The organism is Cupriavidus sp. P-10, assembly GCF_003402535.2.
GTDB lineage: Bacteria > Pseudomonadota > Gammaproteobacteria > Burkholderiales > Burkholderiaceae > Cupriavidus.
This window is the reverse complement of the sequence record NZ_AP025172.1, coordinates 281,215-293,602: the sequence shown is the minus strand read 5'-3', so window position 1 is coordinate 293,602 and position 12,388 is coordinate 281,215. Positions and strand designations below refer to the sequence as shown.

15 protein-coding genes and 1 pseudogene are annotated in these 12,388 nt (G+C 60.8%); 7 read left to right on the top strand and 9 right to left on the bottom strand.

All coding sequences use genetic code 11. From position 1 onward, the window contains the following. Window positions 1-272 precede the first annotated feature (272 nt). Both CTP10_RS41335 and CTP10_RS31355 read right to left on the bottom strand, forming a co-directional pair. A complete protein-coding gene (locus CTP10_RS41335) occupies window positions 273-563 on the bottom strand; it encodes an excalibur calcium-binding domain-containing protein (RefSeq protein ID WP_116318639.1) in 291 nt (96 codons plus the stop codon). A gap of 451 nt (window positions 564-1,014) precedes the next feature. Then, window positions 1,015-1,701, bottom strand: a complete 687-nt coding sequence (locus tag CTP10_RS31355; RefSeq protein WP_116318583.1) for an MBL fold metallo-hydrolase — start codon at window positions 1,699-1,701, stop codon at window positions 1,015-1,017. 173 nt (window positions 1,702-1,874) lie between these two features. Between CTP10_RS31355 and CTP10_RS41330 the strand changes: the two are divergent. Both CTP10_RS41330 and CTP10_RS31345 read left to right on the top strand, forming a co-directional pair. Further along, window positions 1,875-2,000 (top strand): annotated as a pseudogene (locus tag CTP10_RS41330) (MmgE/PrpD family protein); the annotation flags it as partial. A 91-nt stretch (window positions 2,001-2,091) separates the two neighbouring features. Next, window positions 2,092-2,358: an MmgE/PrpD family protein gene (locus CTP10_RS31345; RefSeq protein ID WP_233528027.1), complete on the top strand. Its 267-nt coding sequence runs from the start codon at window positions 2,092-2,094 to the stop codon at window positions 2,356-2,358. 60 nt (window positions 2,359-2,418) lie between these two features. On the opposite strand, the gene CTP10_RS31340 is transcribed toward CTP10_RS31345, so the two are convergent. Beyond that, on the bottom strand, window positions 2,419-3,123 hold the full coding sequence (locus CTP10_RS31340) for a dienelactone hydrolase family protein (RefSeq protein ID WP_199414544.1): 705 nt from the start codon (window positions 3,121-3,123) through the stop codon (window positions 2,419-2,421). A gap of 855 nt (window positions 3,124-3,978) precedes the next feature. Between CTP10_RS31340 and CTP10_RS31335 the strand changes: the two genes are divergently transcribed. Beyond that, window positions 3,979-4,497: a YitT family protein gene (locus CTP10_RS31335; protein ID WP_334223336.1), complete on the top strand. Its 519-nt coding sequence runs from the start codon at window positions 3,979-3,981 to the stop codon at window positions 4,495-4,497. A 74-nt stretch (window positions 4,498-4,571) separates the two neighbouring features. On the opposite strand, the gene CTP10_RS31330 is transcribed toward CTP10_RS31335, so the two are convergent. The 3 genes from CTP10_RS31330 to CTP10_RS31320 all read right to left on the bottom strand — a co-directional run bounded on the left by CTP10_RS31330 (window position 4,572) and on the right by CTP10_RS31320 (window position 7,095). Then, complete coding sequence (locus CTP10_RS31330; RefSeq protein ID WP_116318581.1) at window positions 4,572-5,858, bottom strand: MFS transporter; 1,287 nt, start codon at window positions 5,856-5,858, stop codon at window positions 4,572-4,574. 355 nt (window positions 5,859-6,213) lie between these two features. Continuing rightward, the gene (locus CTP10_RS31325) at window positions 6,214-6,450 is read right to left on the bottom strand and encodes a plastocyanin/azurin family copper-binding protein (RefSeq protein ID WP_233528037.1); all 237 of its coding nucleotides are present in this window, start codon (window positions 6,448-6,450) and stop codon (window positions 6,214-6,216) included. 117 nt (window positions 6,451-6,567) lie between these two features. Continuing rightward, window positions 6,568-7,095 (bottom strand): DUF4142 domain-containing protein, encoded by a 528-nt coding sequence (locus CTP10_RS31320; protein WP_116318580.1) that lies wholly within the window; start codon window positions 7,093-7,095, stop codon window positions 6,568-6,570. 211 nt (window positions 7,096-7,306) lie between these two features. On the opposite strand from CTP10_RS31320, the gene CTP10_RS41170 reads away from it, so the two are divergent. The 3 genes from CTP10_RS41170 to CTP10_RS31305 all read left to right on the top strand — a co-directional run bounded on the left by CTP10_RS41170 (window position 7,307) and on the right by CTP10_RS31305 (window position 8,927). After that, the gene (locus CTP10_RS41170) at window positions 7,307-7,699 is read left to right on the top strand and encodes a hypothetical protein (RefSeq protein ID WP_233528026.1); all 393 of its coding nucleotides are present in this window, start codon (window positions 7,307-7,309) and stop codon (window positions 7,697-7,699) included. Window positions 7,700-7,745: 46 nt separating this feature from the next. Further along, complete coding sequence (locus CTP10_RS31310; RefSeq protein ID WP_147316200.1) at window positions 7,746-8,294, top strand: hypothetical protein; 549 nt, start codon at window positions 7,746-7,748, stop codon at window positions 8,292-8,294. Window positions 8,295-8,486: 192 nt separating this feature from the next. After that, the gene (locus CTP10_RS31305; protein WP_116318578.1) at window positions 8,487-8,927 is read left to right on the top strand and encodes a hypothetical protein; all 441 of its coding nucleotides are present in this window, start codon (window positions 8,487-8,489) and stop codon (window positions 8,925-8,927) included. A 284-nt stretch (window positions 8,928-9,211) separates the two neighbouring features. Here the strand turns inward: CTP10_RS31305 and CTP10_RS31300 are convergent, their stop codons facing one another. Together CTP10_RS31300 and CTP10_RS31295 are read right to left on the bottom strand one after the other, a co-directional pair. Then, window positions 9,212-9,706, bottom strand: coding sequence for a YkgB family protein (locus CTP10_RS31300; protein ID WP_116318577.1), 495 nt, complete (start codon window positions 9,704-9,706; stop codon window positions 9,212-9,214). Between the two features lie 147 nt (window positions 9,707-9,853). Continuing rightward, on the bottom strand, window positions 9,854-10,159 hold the full coding sequence (locus CTP10_RS31295) for a carboxymuconolactone decarboxylase family protein (RefSeq protein WP_116318576.1): 306 nt from the start codon (window positions 10,157-10,159) through the stop codon (window positions 9,854-9,856). Between the two features lie 116 nt (window positions 10,160-10,275). On the opposite strand from CTP10_RS31295, the gene CTP10_RS31290 reads away from it, so the two are divergent. Further along, window positions 10,276-11,205 carry an AraC family transcriptional regulator gene (locus CTP10_RS31290; RefSeq protein ID WP_233528025.1) on the top strand — a complete coding sequence of 310 codons (930 nt, stop codon included), beginning with the start codon at window positions 10,276-10,278 and terminating at the stop codon, window positions 11,203-11,205. A 499-nt stretch (window positions 11,206-11,704) separates the two neighbouring features. Here CTP10_RS31290 and CTP10_RS31285 read toward each other — a convergent pair whose 3' ends face one another. Continuing rightward, window positions 11,705-12,262: an RrF2 family transcriptional regulator gene (locus CTP10_RS31285; RefSeq protein WP_116318574.1), complete on the bottom strand. Its 558-nt coding sequence runs from the start codon at window positions 12,260-12,262 to the stop codon at window positions 11,705-11,707. Window positions 12,263-12,388: the final 126 nt, after the last annotated feature.

The window sequence follows — 12,388 nt, the reverse complement described above, 5'->3', positions numbered from 1 at the left end:
TATTGTTTAAGGGCGATGCTAAGCGCTGGGGCAAGCTGCCAGCACCCCTCCATAGTGGGGCTGGGTCGGGATGCGCAAACCGGCCCTGCCCCCCGTCGGGGCCAAGGCCGGCTGCACTTCGGAAGCGGACCTTGGTGTCCGAGTCCGAACGGCCGTTCCTGGTCGGAAGCGATGGCCGCATAGCAGCCGGATGCCTCGCCAATTGCCGCATGCGGTTTCCCGCCCCGCGTCTTCGTGAAAAATGGTAGCGCGTGAACTACCTCATCAGCGCGTCAAAACGTGCACTGGAGAGGCGGCGTCTCACATGGAATGCCGTCACCATCGCCATCCATTTTCACCGCTGGGCAGTTCTTTAGGTAGAAGCGGGCTTCCGCGCAGGAAGACATCTGGCTACAGTGCTGTTTGCCCTCGCAGCGGAAGACTGGTTCCGGCGTTGGGGCAATAATCGAAACCGCGATCGGCTGTGGCTCGGCGTCGACCCCCACATTTTCCAGCGGCGCGTGAGTTTTGTAGTAGATGAAAACGGCCGCGGCGGCCGCGACTAGCAGCAAGCTCTTGTACATGTTGACCCCAACCCTGCTTTTTTTGTTATCCAACAGCAAGGATGCCACAACAACATCGTAGTCGGTCTGCCGCCCTGCCGGGATGCGGTTCCAGGAGGGACTAATGTGCAATTGACGCCCCAGCCGGGATTGAGTCCACCCTGCCGGGTCTGGCATGTCTCGGCCAAATCGGACATTCCAGCTTTGCCGCGGCAGGCAATGTCCAGGCAAAGTTCGCCCTACGGGCGTTATGTTTAATGGTAGCACTCCAGCTCGCCGGTGCCGATAAGTCAGCCCCGTGGGTCGGGATCCGTCCATTTATACTTCGGCATGGCCTACGATCTCACAGATAAACTGGTAATCGGCATCTCATCCCAGGCGCTATTTTAGAGTTGGAAAACGGCTATCAAACCGAAGGCGTGACGGCATAATTCCGCGTACCAGCGGCGGCACGGGATAAGCGCGTTCTCGATTATTCCGAAACGGTCTCATCGGGGCACTGGAGTTTCGCGAGCGCAAGCGTCGTGGCGCCGGCCGGTGGCACGCGATAGTTCTTCTGAGTCAGTAAATCCAGCCCGCATGACAGGCCTTCGACCCAGTCGATGAAGCGCGCCACCATCTCCTTGCCGCAAAACGATGGTCCGTGTTGGGGAACGATCCAGTCGATATCGAGCGTCCGCGCCATGGCGGCCCACAGTCGGCAAGCGCGGTTGCCGCTCATATAGCGCTGGTGGAAAGGCAGCATGTGGCGCGCATGCGCGTCGAAGTCCGAGACCGTAGTGCTGGCCACGTCGGCGCCGGTCATAGCCGCGCCCAGGTCGCCCGAGAACAGGATCTTGCTGACCGGGTCGTAGAACTGGAAGTTTCCCTCCGAATGAAGGAAATGCGCTGGCACGGCCACCAGCGTGCCGTGGCCGAGGGGGATGTGCGCGCCCTGGTCGGAAATGGTCTCGATGCGGCCGGAGGTCTTGCCGGCCTGGCAGAAATGCGGGAGAAAGCGTGCCCACACGCTGGAAATCACCACGCGACAGTCGGAGCCGCTTAGCCAGCGGCCGACCGAAGCGACAATATCCGGATCGGCGTGCGAGGCAAGGACGTAATCGAGCTGCTTGGGCGGAAAGTAGCGGCTGATGGCCAGGTACAGTCCGCCATAGGTCATCGGCGGTAGCGGACCGCAGACCCGCCTGTAGCAAGGCTTTGACGGCGCAATAAATCACGCGCCGTCGGACAATCTGTAAGTTATTGATAGATAAGCCATTTTCTGTACATACCGCCAGAAAAATACGGATAGTACGATGACCACGAAGCGCTTGATCGACCGATACAAGTCTTGAAGTGGGGGCGCGCGTTGCGGAATACCTGGGACGCTCGCACTATCGCATCTTTCACACGACTGCCACGGTGGGAACGCTTGCCGCAGCGGTTGCCGTGGGCAGGCTTCTTCGGCTCGATTCGCAAAGTATGCATTCATGGCCGCGCAGGCACCGAGTAGCTCTACGGCGCCATACGGACAGCACCGGAGGTCGAGGCCTTCCGCACCCGTGTGTCGATGAAATTGGACAACGAGGTCGATGCCGCCTATCCGCAGCGATGGATCGGCAAGGTACGCGTGGTCACGGTCGAAGGCCGCGAGCTCGAGTCCGTCGTGCGGATGCCCAAGGGCGACCCCGTCAACCCGCTTACTGACGAGGAGATCGAGCAAAAGCTGCTGCGCCTGGCCCGCTTTGCCGGAGGAGCAAGCCCGGACGAAATCGCCGCCCTCATCCGGCAGGTCCGGGACATGGAAAGCTGGCGGACACCGCGGTTGCTGTCGTAAGCGCGACGTGGCCGACCGGTTTGCCGGGCCGCAGACGGGATGCTTCCCGGCTGGCGATGATCAGCGCCAGAGGTGGCGCGCGAAGAACGTCAGTGTGCGGTCCCAGGCGACCTGCGCCCAAGCGGCGTCGTACTGGGTACCGGCGATGCGGCCGTCGCCGATGGCTTCCTCGTTGGCAAAGGCATGGTGCGCGAGGTAACGGTGGAACGTCGCATCGACGCCGCCGGCGCGCAGCTTCTCCTCGAGCTTGTCGAAGTTCTCGGCCGCAAAGAACGCGTCCTGCGCGGCCGAGTGGACGAGCACCGGCACCTTGATATTGGCAGGGTCGATGGCTTCCAGCGGCGGCATGCCGTAGAACGGCACACCTGCCTTCAGCTCGGGGATGGCGTTCAGCGACAGCAGCGTCAGCGCGCCACCCATGCAGAAGCCGGTGATACCGATGCGGCTGCTCAGGGTGCCGAGGTACTGCACGGCGCCGCGGATGTCCTGCGCCACGGCGTCACCGAAGTTCAGCTTGGACATCAGGTGGTGGGCCTCTTCCTGCTCGACCGTGCTGGCGCCGCGGTAGAGGTCCGGCACCAGCGCGTAGTAGCCGGCACGCCCAAGGCGGTCGGCCACGCCGCGAATCTGGTTGTTCAGCCCCCACCACTCCTGGACAACGATGATGGCCGGGGCGCCGTCGGTGAGATCCGGCCTGGCAAGGTAGCCGTTGACCGACTGGCCGTCGGGACGGATGAACGAGACAGTCTGACCGATGTGTCGCATGATTGGCTGCTCCTGTCGTTTGCTGTGGACCAGATGGCCGGATGATAGCGCGTAAGGCCGGATCCCGGCCCTCTCTCTTTCCCGGCTCGCCCCCGATTCGTCTAAGGTCATCCCCGTTACTCACGACGCTCGCTCCAGATGAAAGGCCGATCCACCAACTATGCCACCGACGCCGCCTTACCAGTCAGTGTGGCCATCGGGACGAGCGGCGCAGTCGGGACCTGCTATGTCGCTCGGAGACGCATTCCGTCGTCGCAGGTTTCAAAAGTCCTCTACGTCTTCCTGGAATAGCTATGCGACTCAGAAGCAGGGCCACCAAATGCGAGTCAAACCTGAGGGAGGGCCTGTCCGCCTTGCGTATTCGTGGCATGGCTCGGGGAAATCGGACCGAAGCGGATGCCAGAAGAGCGATCTCTTTCAAAAGTTCTACATGAAGGTCGCAGGCGCGATCGGATCAACAGAGGCGTCCATTTCAAAGCCCACGGAGTGACCGTTCAGGGTTGTCGGGAAGTGCCGGCCGCCGAGTTCGCAAGAGTCGCTTGCCGGCGAGGAGTCGAGCGGGTAGCAGCGGTTTGCATCGAGACAGTCCGGCGGAGATCTATTGGACGACGAAATCAGTGCTGAACGAACCCATATCTTGGCGGCTGACACTTGACCAGGATCATGCAAGGGCTCGTCCAGCGTCGCTACACTTTGTCAGTCGTAGTCCGACTTGCGCCCGACTTATCTTGATGGGCAGTATCGAAGCCATCTTCGCCCCCCTCCGCCATGAAGCCTGCAATCGCCCAACACACTCCCATAGAGAACTTGCAGGCACTGATAATAGGCACACTGCTTGTCGCACTGGCAGTATCCATGTTCAAGCAGGCAGGTTTGCTTTCGGGCGGTACGGCTGGTCTGGCATTCCTTGCCCATTACCTCGGCGGCATGCCGTTCAGCGTAGCGTTCTTCGTCTTCAACCTGCCCTTCTACTGGCTTGCATGGAAATTCATGGGTGGGACGTTCACTTTCCGGACGTTTGTGGCGGTATTGTTGTTCTCAGTCGAAGCCGACTTGCTGCCACGCTGCCTCAGCTTCGCCACGCTCGACCCCACGCTTGCTGCAATCCTGGGAGGCGTACTATTGGGCAACGGATTCCTGATTCTGTTTCGGCACAAGGCGAGCCTTGGCGGTATCGGCATCCTTGCTCTCGTGCTTCAGGAACGGCACAACTGGCGTGCCGGCCATATCCAGATGGCGGTGGATGCAGCGGTCGTCGGAGCGGCTCTCCTGACCGTTCCATGGCCGCGCGTCGCTCTCTCCATTCTCGGTGCCGTTGTCCTCAACTTTGTATTGGCGACCAACCACCGCCCGGGACGCTACGTGGTCCAGTGATCATTGCTGGCGTCCGTCAACTGCGAGTGAGAACGATCCTCACCGTGCTGCTCACTTCTGGCCAGTATGCTGCGCTAACCATTGCCGTCGGCCGCAACCTCCGAATTTGGTTCTCCGTCCTTGGTAGCAATCAATGCTTTCGGTGTCAGCGGAATCAAAGGGAGAATCAGTGCGTACACCACGGTAGTCGCGATCACACACAACGTGAAGCCGTGCGCTGCGCCGCTGTTATAAATCCATGAGCCCAACAAATCCCCGGCACGCGCCGAGAGCGCGAGAACACCATCGACCAGCATCATCAAGGTCCCTTGCAGGCCCGGTGGACAGGACCGCATCGCAAGATCGAAGTATGCTGCCGTGGCTACCCCGCCCATCAGCCCTATCGGTGCCGCCAACACCAGGGCGAGATCGGCTGAGTGAATGAATGCCAGCGGAACCATCTGCGGCACTGCGACGATCGTTCCCCACCACAGCAGCTTGTTCAGCGATACCTTCTTGCATAACACGCCGTACAGCAAGAATGTCGGGATGAACGCGGCGGCGAAGATGCCGTTGTAGTATGAATACACGGAATCCGACGCATTTAGCTCATTGCTCAGATAGAACTGCAGCGGCGTGGCAGACCCTGGCGCAAAGTTCCACAGAAAGCAGATGAGCAGGGCTGGATAGACGGCCTTATGCTTCACTAGCCGTCTGACATTACCAACGAAATCCGCGCTCCCGGCTTGCGGCTTCTCGTACACATGGCCGAAGACGGAAGCGGGATTCCAGAGCCCGAACACGGCAATCAACAGCGTGACCATCGCCACTAACAAGAAGGCCTCTTGTGGGGCAAGATGATCGGACACGAGCCCGGAAGCGAACGCTCCCGCAACGACGGGAACGGAGCTGACCACGTTGGACAAAGCGCTCAGGCGCCCAGACATGAGCTTTTCCTGGCCCACCAGTGCGAGTAACCCCTGATAGGCTGCGGCAGTAAATCGGGATGACAGCATTGCCAGCAGCATTCCGACGACCAGTCCCGTGTATGAAGTCCCCGCAAACGCCATCCAGGTGAATGCCGCCGCGGTGGTGGGAGCGAAAATCAGGAAGAAGCCGCGGTCTCGCAATCCGAGCGGATTCCAATGATCGCGCGCGAGGCCAAAAGCAAACGCAATATACACGGGTATGCCGGTAATCAGCCGGAATGCCGAGATCTGCGTCGCTGTCGCATGCAACTCATTCTTGAGTAGGTACGACGTCTGTATATCAATCAGGTAACCGGCCGGCGTCGCCAGATGGACAAATAGTGTCAGCCAACCGAAGTACAGCAGGGTTCGGTAATTGTCCTTGGGGCCATTGGGATCTAAAGCGGCCGGCATTGTCGGAGGCGGAGCGAAAGACTGGAAATTCGATCTGTACAGATTGCCGATCAGAACTGCTCGTAAAGCCACACCTCCAGGTACGGCGTGCCCAAACACCAGCTTCCGGATTCGGCATGGAGTCGCCCTTGCCCGCGAGAATAGTGCTCAAGAAAAATCAAGTTAACTGCCGGGCAACGATAACAGCATACTGCGCCAGAGACGATGGAGGTAGCGCGGACTTGAATGACGGCCCTGGGTAACGAGGACCGCACCGCCGTTCCGCCTTGTCAATCACATCAGTCGCATCCAACGGGCGGTTCCAGCCTAGCCGTGTGCTGTCTGCTGACGCCGTCGGACTTCTATTCGCAGCCTTCTATGGAAACACAACCCGCAGTGTTCCCTCCATCGTTGGGTGCAGGGAACGCCCATAGGGGAAGACTCCGGCCTTGATGGGCCGATATTTCCATGACTGGCCCGCCGCGATAGTTTTCGAGTCGAAGACTCCGGCTTTTGTCGTAGCAGTATGTGGGAAGGGATCCCTGTTGATCCACACAACCGCATCGCCGGCTTTGACGGTCAACTCCTGCGGCTCAAACCGTATGCCGTCCATAATTACCGTGTGGGACACCGGCCCGGCGCTTACATTCCGCACCGGGCCGGCAAACAGCAATCCCATCGTCAACAGCAACGCAGCCGATCGAGTTCGCATGGTGGGTCAGCGCAATGGTTACTTCCTGGCAAGCGCTGCCTGGATGCTCTTGGCGTGCTCCAGGTGTGCAACGAATGCCGGCCGCACCTTGACCAGCAGTGCTTTCAGCTCTTCGTTCTTGGCGCTGGGAATCAATGTCTTATCCATGGCATCGAGCACGGCCTGGTGGTACTTGACCTCGTTATCGATGTAGGCGCTATCGAACTCCGCTCCCTTGAGGCCCTTCAGCTTCTCGACATTCTGCTCCCCGCCGGTTTTCAGGCTTTGACTGGTCGGGTTGTCCTCGGGCGTGACTTTCAGTTTCTTGACAAGCGCGGTGGCGGAATTGTTGACACCGGTATGGTCCGTCACCATCTGTTTGCCGAATGCCTTGACGTCCTTGTTGGAGCCCTTGGATTCTGCGAGCTTGCCTGCATCGATATCGACCTGATTCGCCGTTACCACAATGGAGGCAATCTGCGCGTCATTGGGTGCGGCCGCCTGGGCCATTGCTGCCTGGCCCGCGAAGATGAAAGCGCTGGAGAGAAGGACGTTCGCGATTCTCATGATTTTCCTCTTCGTAAAGTGTGTGAACCGACCCGGTTGAAATTCCGGCGGCGAATCTCCGTCAGTGCGAACGGAGCAGCCCGGGCTATCAGTTCGGCATCCGTGTGGGCATCGACGGCAGACATCATGGGGGACCTGGCATTCCGGTTTGTGTCCATATTGGCGATTTCGCTCCCGTTCCTGACCATTAGACGTGCCTACTTACGGAAAGGTGACAAAGATCTGGGTTCCGGACGGTAGCCCGCCTCAATCCCGGGCCTCTTTCGACCGCGTCAGCCATCATATCCCCGCCTCGCCGATCGAAATCTGGGTCGGGGTCTCTCCGTACCTTCCGGCCTCCGCGGCATTTGCCGATGCAAACTCGGTCCTGCACCCGTCCGCCGACTCGATGGCCGAGCCGGAAACCCCAAGCTACGCCTCGCGCTCCGCGACCAAGCCATACCGGACCACGCCACTAAGGGGCATCTGGCAACACGCCCCCTACTTTCATGACGGATCAGCGGCGACGTTGTCGGATGTCGTGAAGACCTACAACACGAAGCAGGGACTGGGGCTGACCAACCAGGAAATTGCCGACCTGGCCGAGTATCTGAAATCGCTGTGAGGGGTGCGACGGGCCGAGATCGCGCGGCTGTCTGTGAGAACCCTTCGTGGCTGAGTTCGGTGGACACCATTTCTTACAACTCAGCGGAGTACCCATCGGTATTCTTGCGGCACTTTTGCCAACTCAGGTCATCATGCATTCCGTTCGCGTGCTCACCGTAGCTGCGGCAGCACTGTTTACCGGCTGCGCCGTCGCTCCCTACGAAGACGACTATTACCATCGCGGATACTCACGTCCCCTCTATGGCGGTGGCTACTCTGGCTGGGACAGCGGCCACTACCATGGCGGCAACCGAAAATGGGACGGTAGCTGGGATCGAGGCCGCGACTGGGACGAGAAGAGAAGCAGAAGCCGGGATTGGAACAACGGCGACAGCCGAAGCTGGACCCGTGGTCGAGATCAAGGCGAAAGCCGCGGCGAAAAACAAGGATGGCATCACCGCGACGAGCTTACTGAGAATCGTGGTCGGGAACGACGGAGCGAGCGCGGAGAGCACCGGAGTAATGGTCGTAGCAATCACCGCGCTGACGAGGGCAGCCGCCACCATGATTGGGACGGCGGCCACGGCCGCGGCAAAGATCGCAACAGGGATTGATGCAGCAACCGCTAGCGTTGGTCGGCCCCACAGACTGAAGAGCGCGCTTCGCGCCTGTTACAACGCCCATCGGCACGCTCGCGAATCGCGCGCTGCTCCCACTAAGGCCAAGCAATCCCTGAATCGGACGTGCCCGTGTAGCGTGTAGACTTCCCGTCGACTCATTGCCAACCCTCGCTACTCAAGGAAAAAATGCCTCAAAACTCACTTCGCGGACTGTGCTTGACCCTGCTGCTAACTGCCGCAACCACATCGGCACTGGCTGAAGACCTGAAAAATGCTGCGGGCGGTGGGCTGGGCGGTGCCGCAGGCGCGGCGGTCGGCGGAGCGCTGGGAGGCAGCAGCGGTGCTGTCATCGGCGGCGCGCTGGGAGGCGGCGCGGGCGGTGCGGTGACAGCCAACAAGAAGGAACGAACCGGGGCCATTGTGGGTGGCGCGCTGGGCGGTGGCGCTGGCGCGGCGGCGGGAAATGCCTTGGGCGGCCGCACTGGCGGTATCGTTGGTGCCGCTGCTGGCGGCGCGGCCGGATCGGCGCTGGGCGGCAATGTGTCGCGCAACAACTACGCCGATGATCACAAGCATGGCAATCCCGGCAAGCATAAAGGCCACAAGAAGCATCGTCACGACGACTGAGCGAGACGACGTGCGGGCGTCCAACTCGCGGTATCTACGCCTTCACGCGTGCGCAGAGATCGGAACGGCCAGGACGAAAAGAGCCGACGCTGTTGTGCCAGTACCTTGCAAGGGGTCGCGGGCGCCTGGATGGGCTTCGACGATGGATGTTAGCGACAGGCCTGGCTAATGCCCGTCAACACTCATAGCCTCCGCTGCCCCGGCGTCCTTGTGGGCTCGCGTCGGTCGGAAGCCGGCCAAGATTCGGCATGCCGCAGAACACTGCTACGTACTCAACGGCGATCCTACCGGGAACGCGCCGCCTGCCAACGTGCCAGCGCCGTGCGCAGCAGGGAAGCCGACGCTGCCAACAGCACGAGGTCCTTCAGCAGGAACTGGCCGATTGGCGCTGAGATCGCCGGAAACCCGCCAGCAGTCGGCTCGGCAACGCCGGGGGTGGTGACAAAGAACGTCAGCGTGATCGCGTATGTCGCGCATGACATGGCTGCACCAAGTACCGCCACCCTGTGATGGAAGGCGCCGACGGCCAGCGTCACCGCGGTGGACAGTTCCATCACGCCAATGACAGCGCTGGCGCCACGTACACCGAACACGTCGATCAGCCAGGCCATGAAGGGGCTATTCTCGATGAACGGCGCAATCCCCTGCGCTTCGTAGCCGGTAAATTTCATCCCGCCGAACCAGAGAAAGACGACAACCAGAGACCAGCGCAGCAATGCCTCGTGGTTGTTGATGGCTTCGCTGGTGCGCGTTGTGGCGACGGATGTGATGGCTTGCATAGTTACTCCTCAACGGATATGTGGTGTGGTGGAGGAGCACGCCCCGGTGGCGCAGACCTCCTCGTATCAGACGCGTCCCTTACCGGAATGAAGTCGCCCCACGGAGTTCGGGGCTCCCCTTGCGCGGTAAGGTTCGTTGGATGGCGTTCAGTCTCGGAACAGGTGCGTGGCATGCGTGACCGCACCGCCCGCCCGGATGGCGGCGGCGACGAGTGCGGCTTCTGCAAGTTGCGCATTGGTGGCGCCGGCATCGTGGGCGGCCTTGGTATGCAGGGCGATGCAATACGGGCACTGCGTCGTCAGCGCCACGGCCACCGCAATAATCTGTTTCTGCTGCGCCGAAAGCGCGCCGTCGGCAAAAGCTGCGTGGTCAAATGCACGGAAGCTCTTCATCGCTTCAGGAGCGTTTTCGTCCAGCTTCCTCAAACGGGCAAGATCCTTCATATCAAACATGAAAACTCCATCAAGGTTGGGGTTGGAGTAGGTATGATAGGAATGGCAAGGTTCCACTTGGTCTTAGTTTGGTTTCAATTCGTCCAAAGATGGCCTCTCCCCCTTCTGCACATCGTGTGCTCGAGCATTTCCTTGCCACACTTGACATTGGTGTCACGCACATCACACGGTGCGACATTCGCGATGGGTGGAGCGTGCGCTTCGATGCGTGCGAAACCGCCAGCCTGCACTACTGCCTGGACGGCCGCGGAACGCTCGACGCAGGCAACGGCCACCGCATCGCTCTGCAGCCGCACAGTTTTGTCCTGATGCCGCCGGGCGTTTCCTACCGGCTGGAAAGCGCTTTCGAGTCGCCGACGATGTCGGTGGAGCGGGCAAGGCTTGGCTCATGGTCCGCGCGCGAAACCGCGCCGACGGTAAAGGTGGGCGAGGCGGCAGCGGGAGTTGAGATGGCGTGTGGGGAGTTGCGCTTCGCGACGAGTACCGCCGATCCCTTCAGGATGCTGCGGCATCCAATCGTGACGCGGTTCGACGGGCCGGCGGGGTTGAGAGACCAGTTCGTCATGCTGCTGGCGGAATCCGCACAGCCCGGACTGGGATCGAGGGTGCTGATCGAGGCATTGCTCAAGCAATGCCTGGTCATGCTGCTGCGGCGTCAGATGGAGAGCGATAACGCGGAGCTGTCGTGGACGGCGGCCGTTGCCGATCCCCGGCTGCTGCTCGCGTTGGAAAAGCTCTTTGAACAACCGGAAGCGCCACTGTCGGTGCAGCGGTTGGCCGATCTGGCTGGAATGAGCCGTTCAGCGTTCGCTTCGCACTTCGAACGGGCGTTCGGCCAGACGCCGATGGCCATGCTGCGCGCGGTGCGGCTGCACAAGGCCGCGGAATTGCTGGCGACTACAACCCTGCAGGTTTCCCAGGTGGCGCACGCCGTTGGTTTCTCCAGTCGCAGCAATTTCTCGCAGGCGTTCCACAAACAGCATGGTGTGGACCCAAGCGGATTCCGGCAGCGAACGGGGTCTCGTCTGCGTGGGCGTGGCGACTGATATCGATTGCGGGTTCAACCGATCGCCGTCAGCAGCAGGCCCTTGCCGCGAATCCCCGCGACCTTGCGCAAACGGAAACCGATGGCATTGTTGCTTCTGGTATCCCATCAAATCGGGTACTGTGGCGCTTCGCCCTGAATGGTCATCCATTGCCACTGGGTAAATTCCTCCCAGTTGGCTGCTCCGCCGATGCTGGTACCGTTGCCAGACGCGCCGACGCCGCCGACCGGGTTGATGACTGATGGCCAGCCGGCAGGCCGGCGAGTTCGAACAGTCGCGCAACCACAAAGCCACCGCCCACCGCCGTGCGGGGATCTGGCTTGAGCACCACCGCGTTGCCCAGCCAGCCGTATAGACCAAAACAAGGACTAAAGTAGTTGCTGTTTAGTCGCGCATTGTTGGCAGGTCAGATGTGACGAGTCTGAAGAAGCCAGGCGAAAAAACGCCTCCGCAAGCGATGGGGAGAAAAGGCAATGCTGGAGACTTGAACGCGCGGACCTCAGGCGTTCTTGCGTGAACCCGCGCGCGTGGGCGCAGCCCTGTCGCCCCGCCGGTTGGCCGCTCGATCCGACAGCCAGTTGACAACCTGCACACCGTAGCTGGCCGGCGTCTTGTCATTCACGCGCTGGGAAAGGTCGGCCAGGGTATGCCGTTTCAGTTCCGCTCGCATGGCCTTCTCAGCAGCCTGCATCACAGCGTGAACCGAGCAAACGCCGCGTGTCGCCCAGCCCGGTGCATCATCATTGAAGACGGCACAGCGGCCGCGGATCTCGAGGCAGTCGAAGAGCGGCTTCTCGCCATCGATCGCAACCACGACATCGTGAACGGTAATGTGGTTGGCGGGCCGCGCGAGCCGGAATCCACCCTTGATGCCCTCCGTGGCGACCACCAGTTTGGCCTTGGCCAGCTTGGTGAACAGCTTGGCCAGGAAGTCGTGTGGAACGCCCTGAAGTTCAGCCAGATCACGGACGCTCGCTTCTTCCACCGCCGACTGCGAATGCGTCAGGTACAGCAGGCAGTGGAGGCTGTATTCAACGCCTGTACTGATTTGGGACATGGCATACTAAGACTTGATGTATCGTAGTTGCAATGCTATACAACTTCCGCGGGAACCGCAAGGCGAAGACACACCGCTTGTGCTTAGGGGCGACCACGGCCACCGGGCCGATAAGCGGCATGGCAC

Coding starts and splice junctions, on each gene's coding strand:
- CTP10_RS31355 (WP_116318583.1), bottom strand. CDS start 1,701: ATGACCTATGGCGGACTGTACCTGGCCATCAGCCGCTACTTTCCGCCC.
- CTP10_RS31325 (WP_233528037.1), bottom strand. CDS start 6,450: ATGGACGGCATACGGTTTGAGCCGCAGGAGTTGACCGTCAAAGCCGGC.
- CTP10_RS31340 (WP_199414544.1), bottom strand. CDS start 3,123: ATGCGACACATCGGTCAGACTGTCTCGTTCATCCGTCCCGACGGCCAG.
- CTP10_RS31320 (WP_116318580.1), bottom strand. CDS start 7,095: ATGAGAATCGCGAACGTCCTTCTCTCCAGCGCTTTCATCTTCGCGGGC.
- CTP10_RS31295 (WP_116318576.1), bottom strand. CDS start 10,159: ATGTTTGATATGAAGGATCTTGCCCGTTTGAGGAAGCTGGACGAAAAC.
- CTP10_RS31345 (WP_233528027.1), top strand. CDS start 2,092: ATGAAATTGGACAACGAGGTCGATGCCGCCTATCCGCAGCGATGGATC.
- CTP10_RS31300 (WP_116318577.1), bottom strand. CDS start 9,706: ATGCAAGCCATCACATCCGTCGCCACAACGCGCACCAGCGAAGCCATC.
- CTP10_RS31285 (WP_116318574.1), bottom strand. CDS start 12,262: ATGTCCCAAATCAGTACAGGCGTTGAATACAGCCTCCACTGCCTGCTG.
- CTP10_RS31305 (WP_116318578.1), top strand. CDS start 8,487: ATGCCTCAAAACTCACTTCGCGGACTGTGCTTGACCCTGCTGCTAACT.
- CTP10_RS31330 (WP_116318581.1), bottom strand. CDS start 5,858: ATGCCGGCCGCTTTAGATCCCAATGGCCCCAAGGACAATTACCGAACC.
- CTP10_RS31335 (WP_334223336.1), top strand. CDS start 3,979: ATGTTCAAGCAGGCAGGTTTGCTTTCGGGCGGTACGGCTGGTCTGGCA.
- CTP10_RS41335 (WP_116318639.1), bottom strand. CDS start 563: ATGTACAAGAGCTTGCTGCTAGTCGCGGCCGCCGCGGCCGTTTTCATC.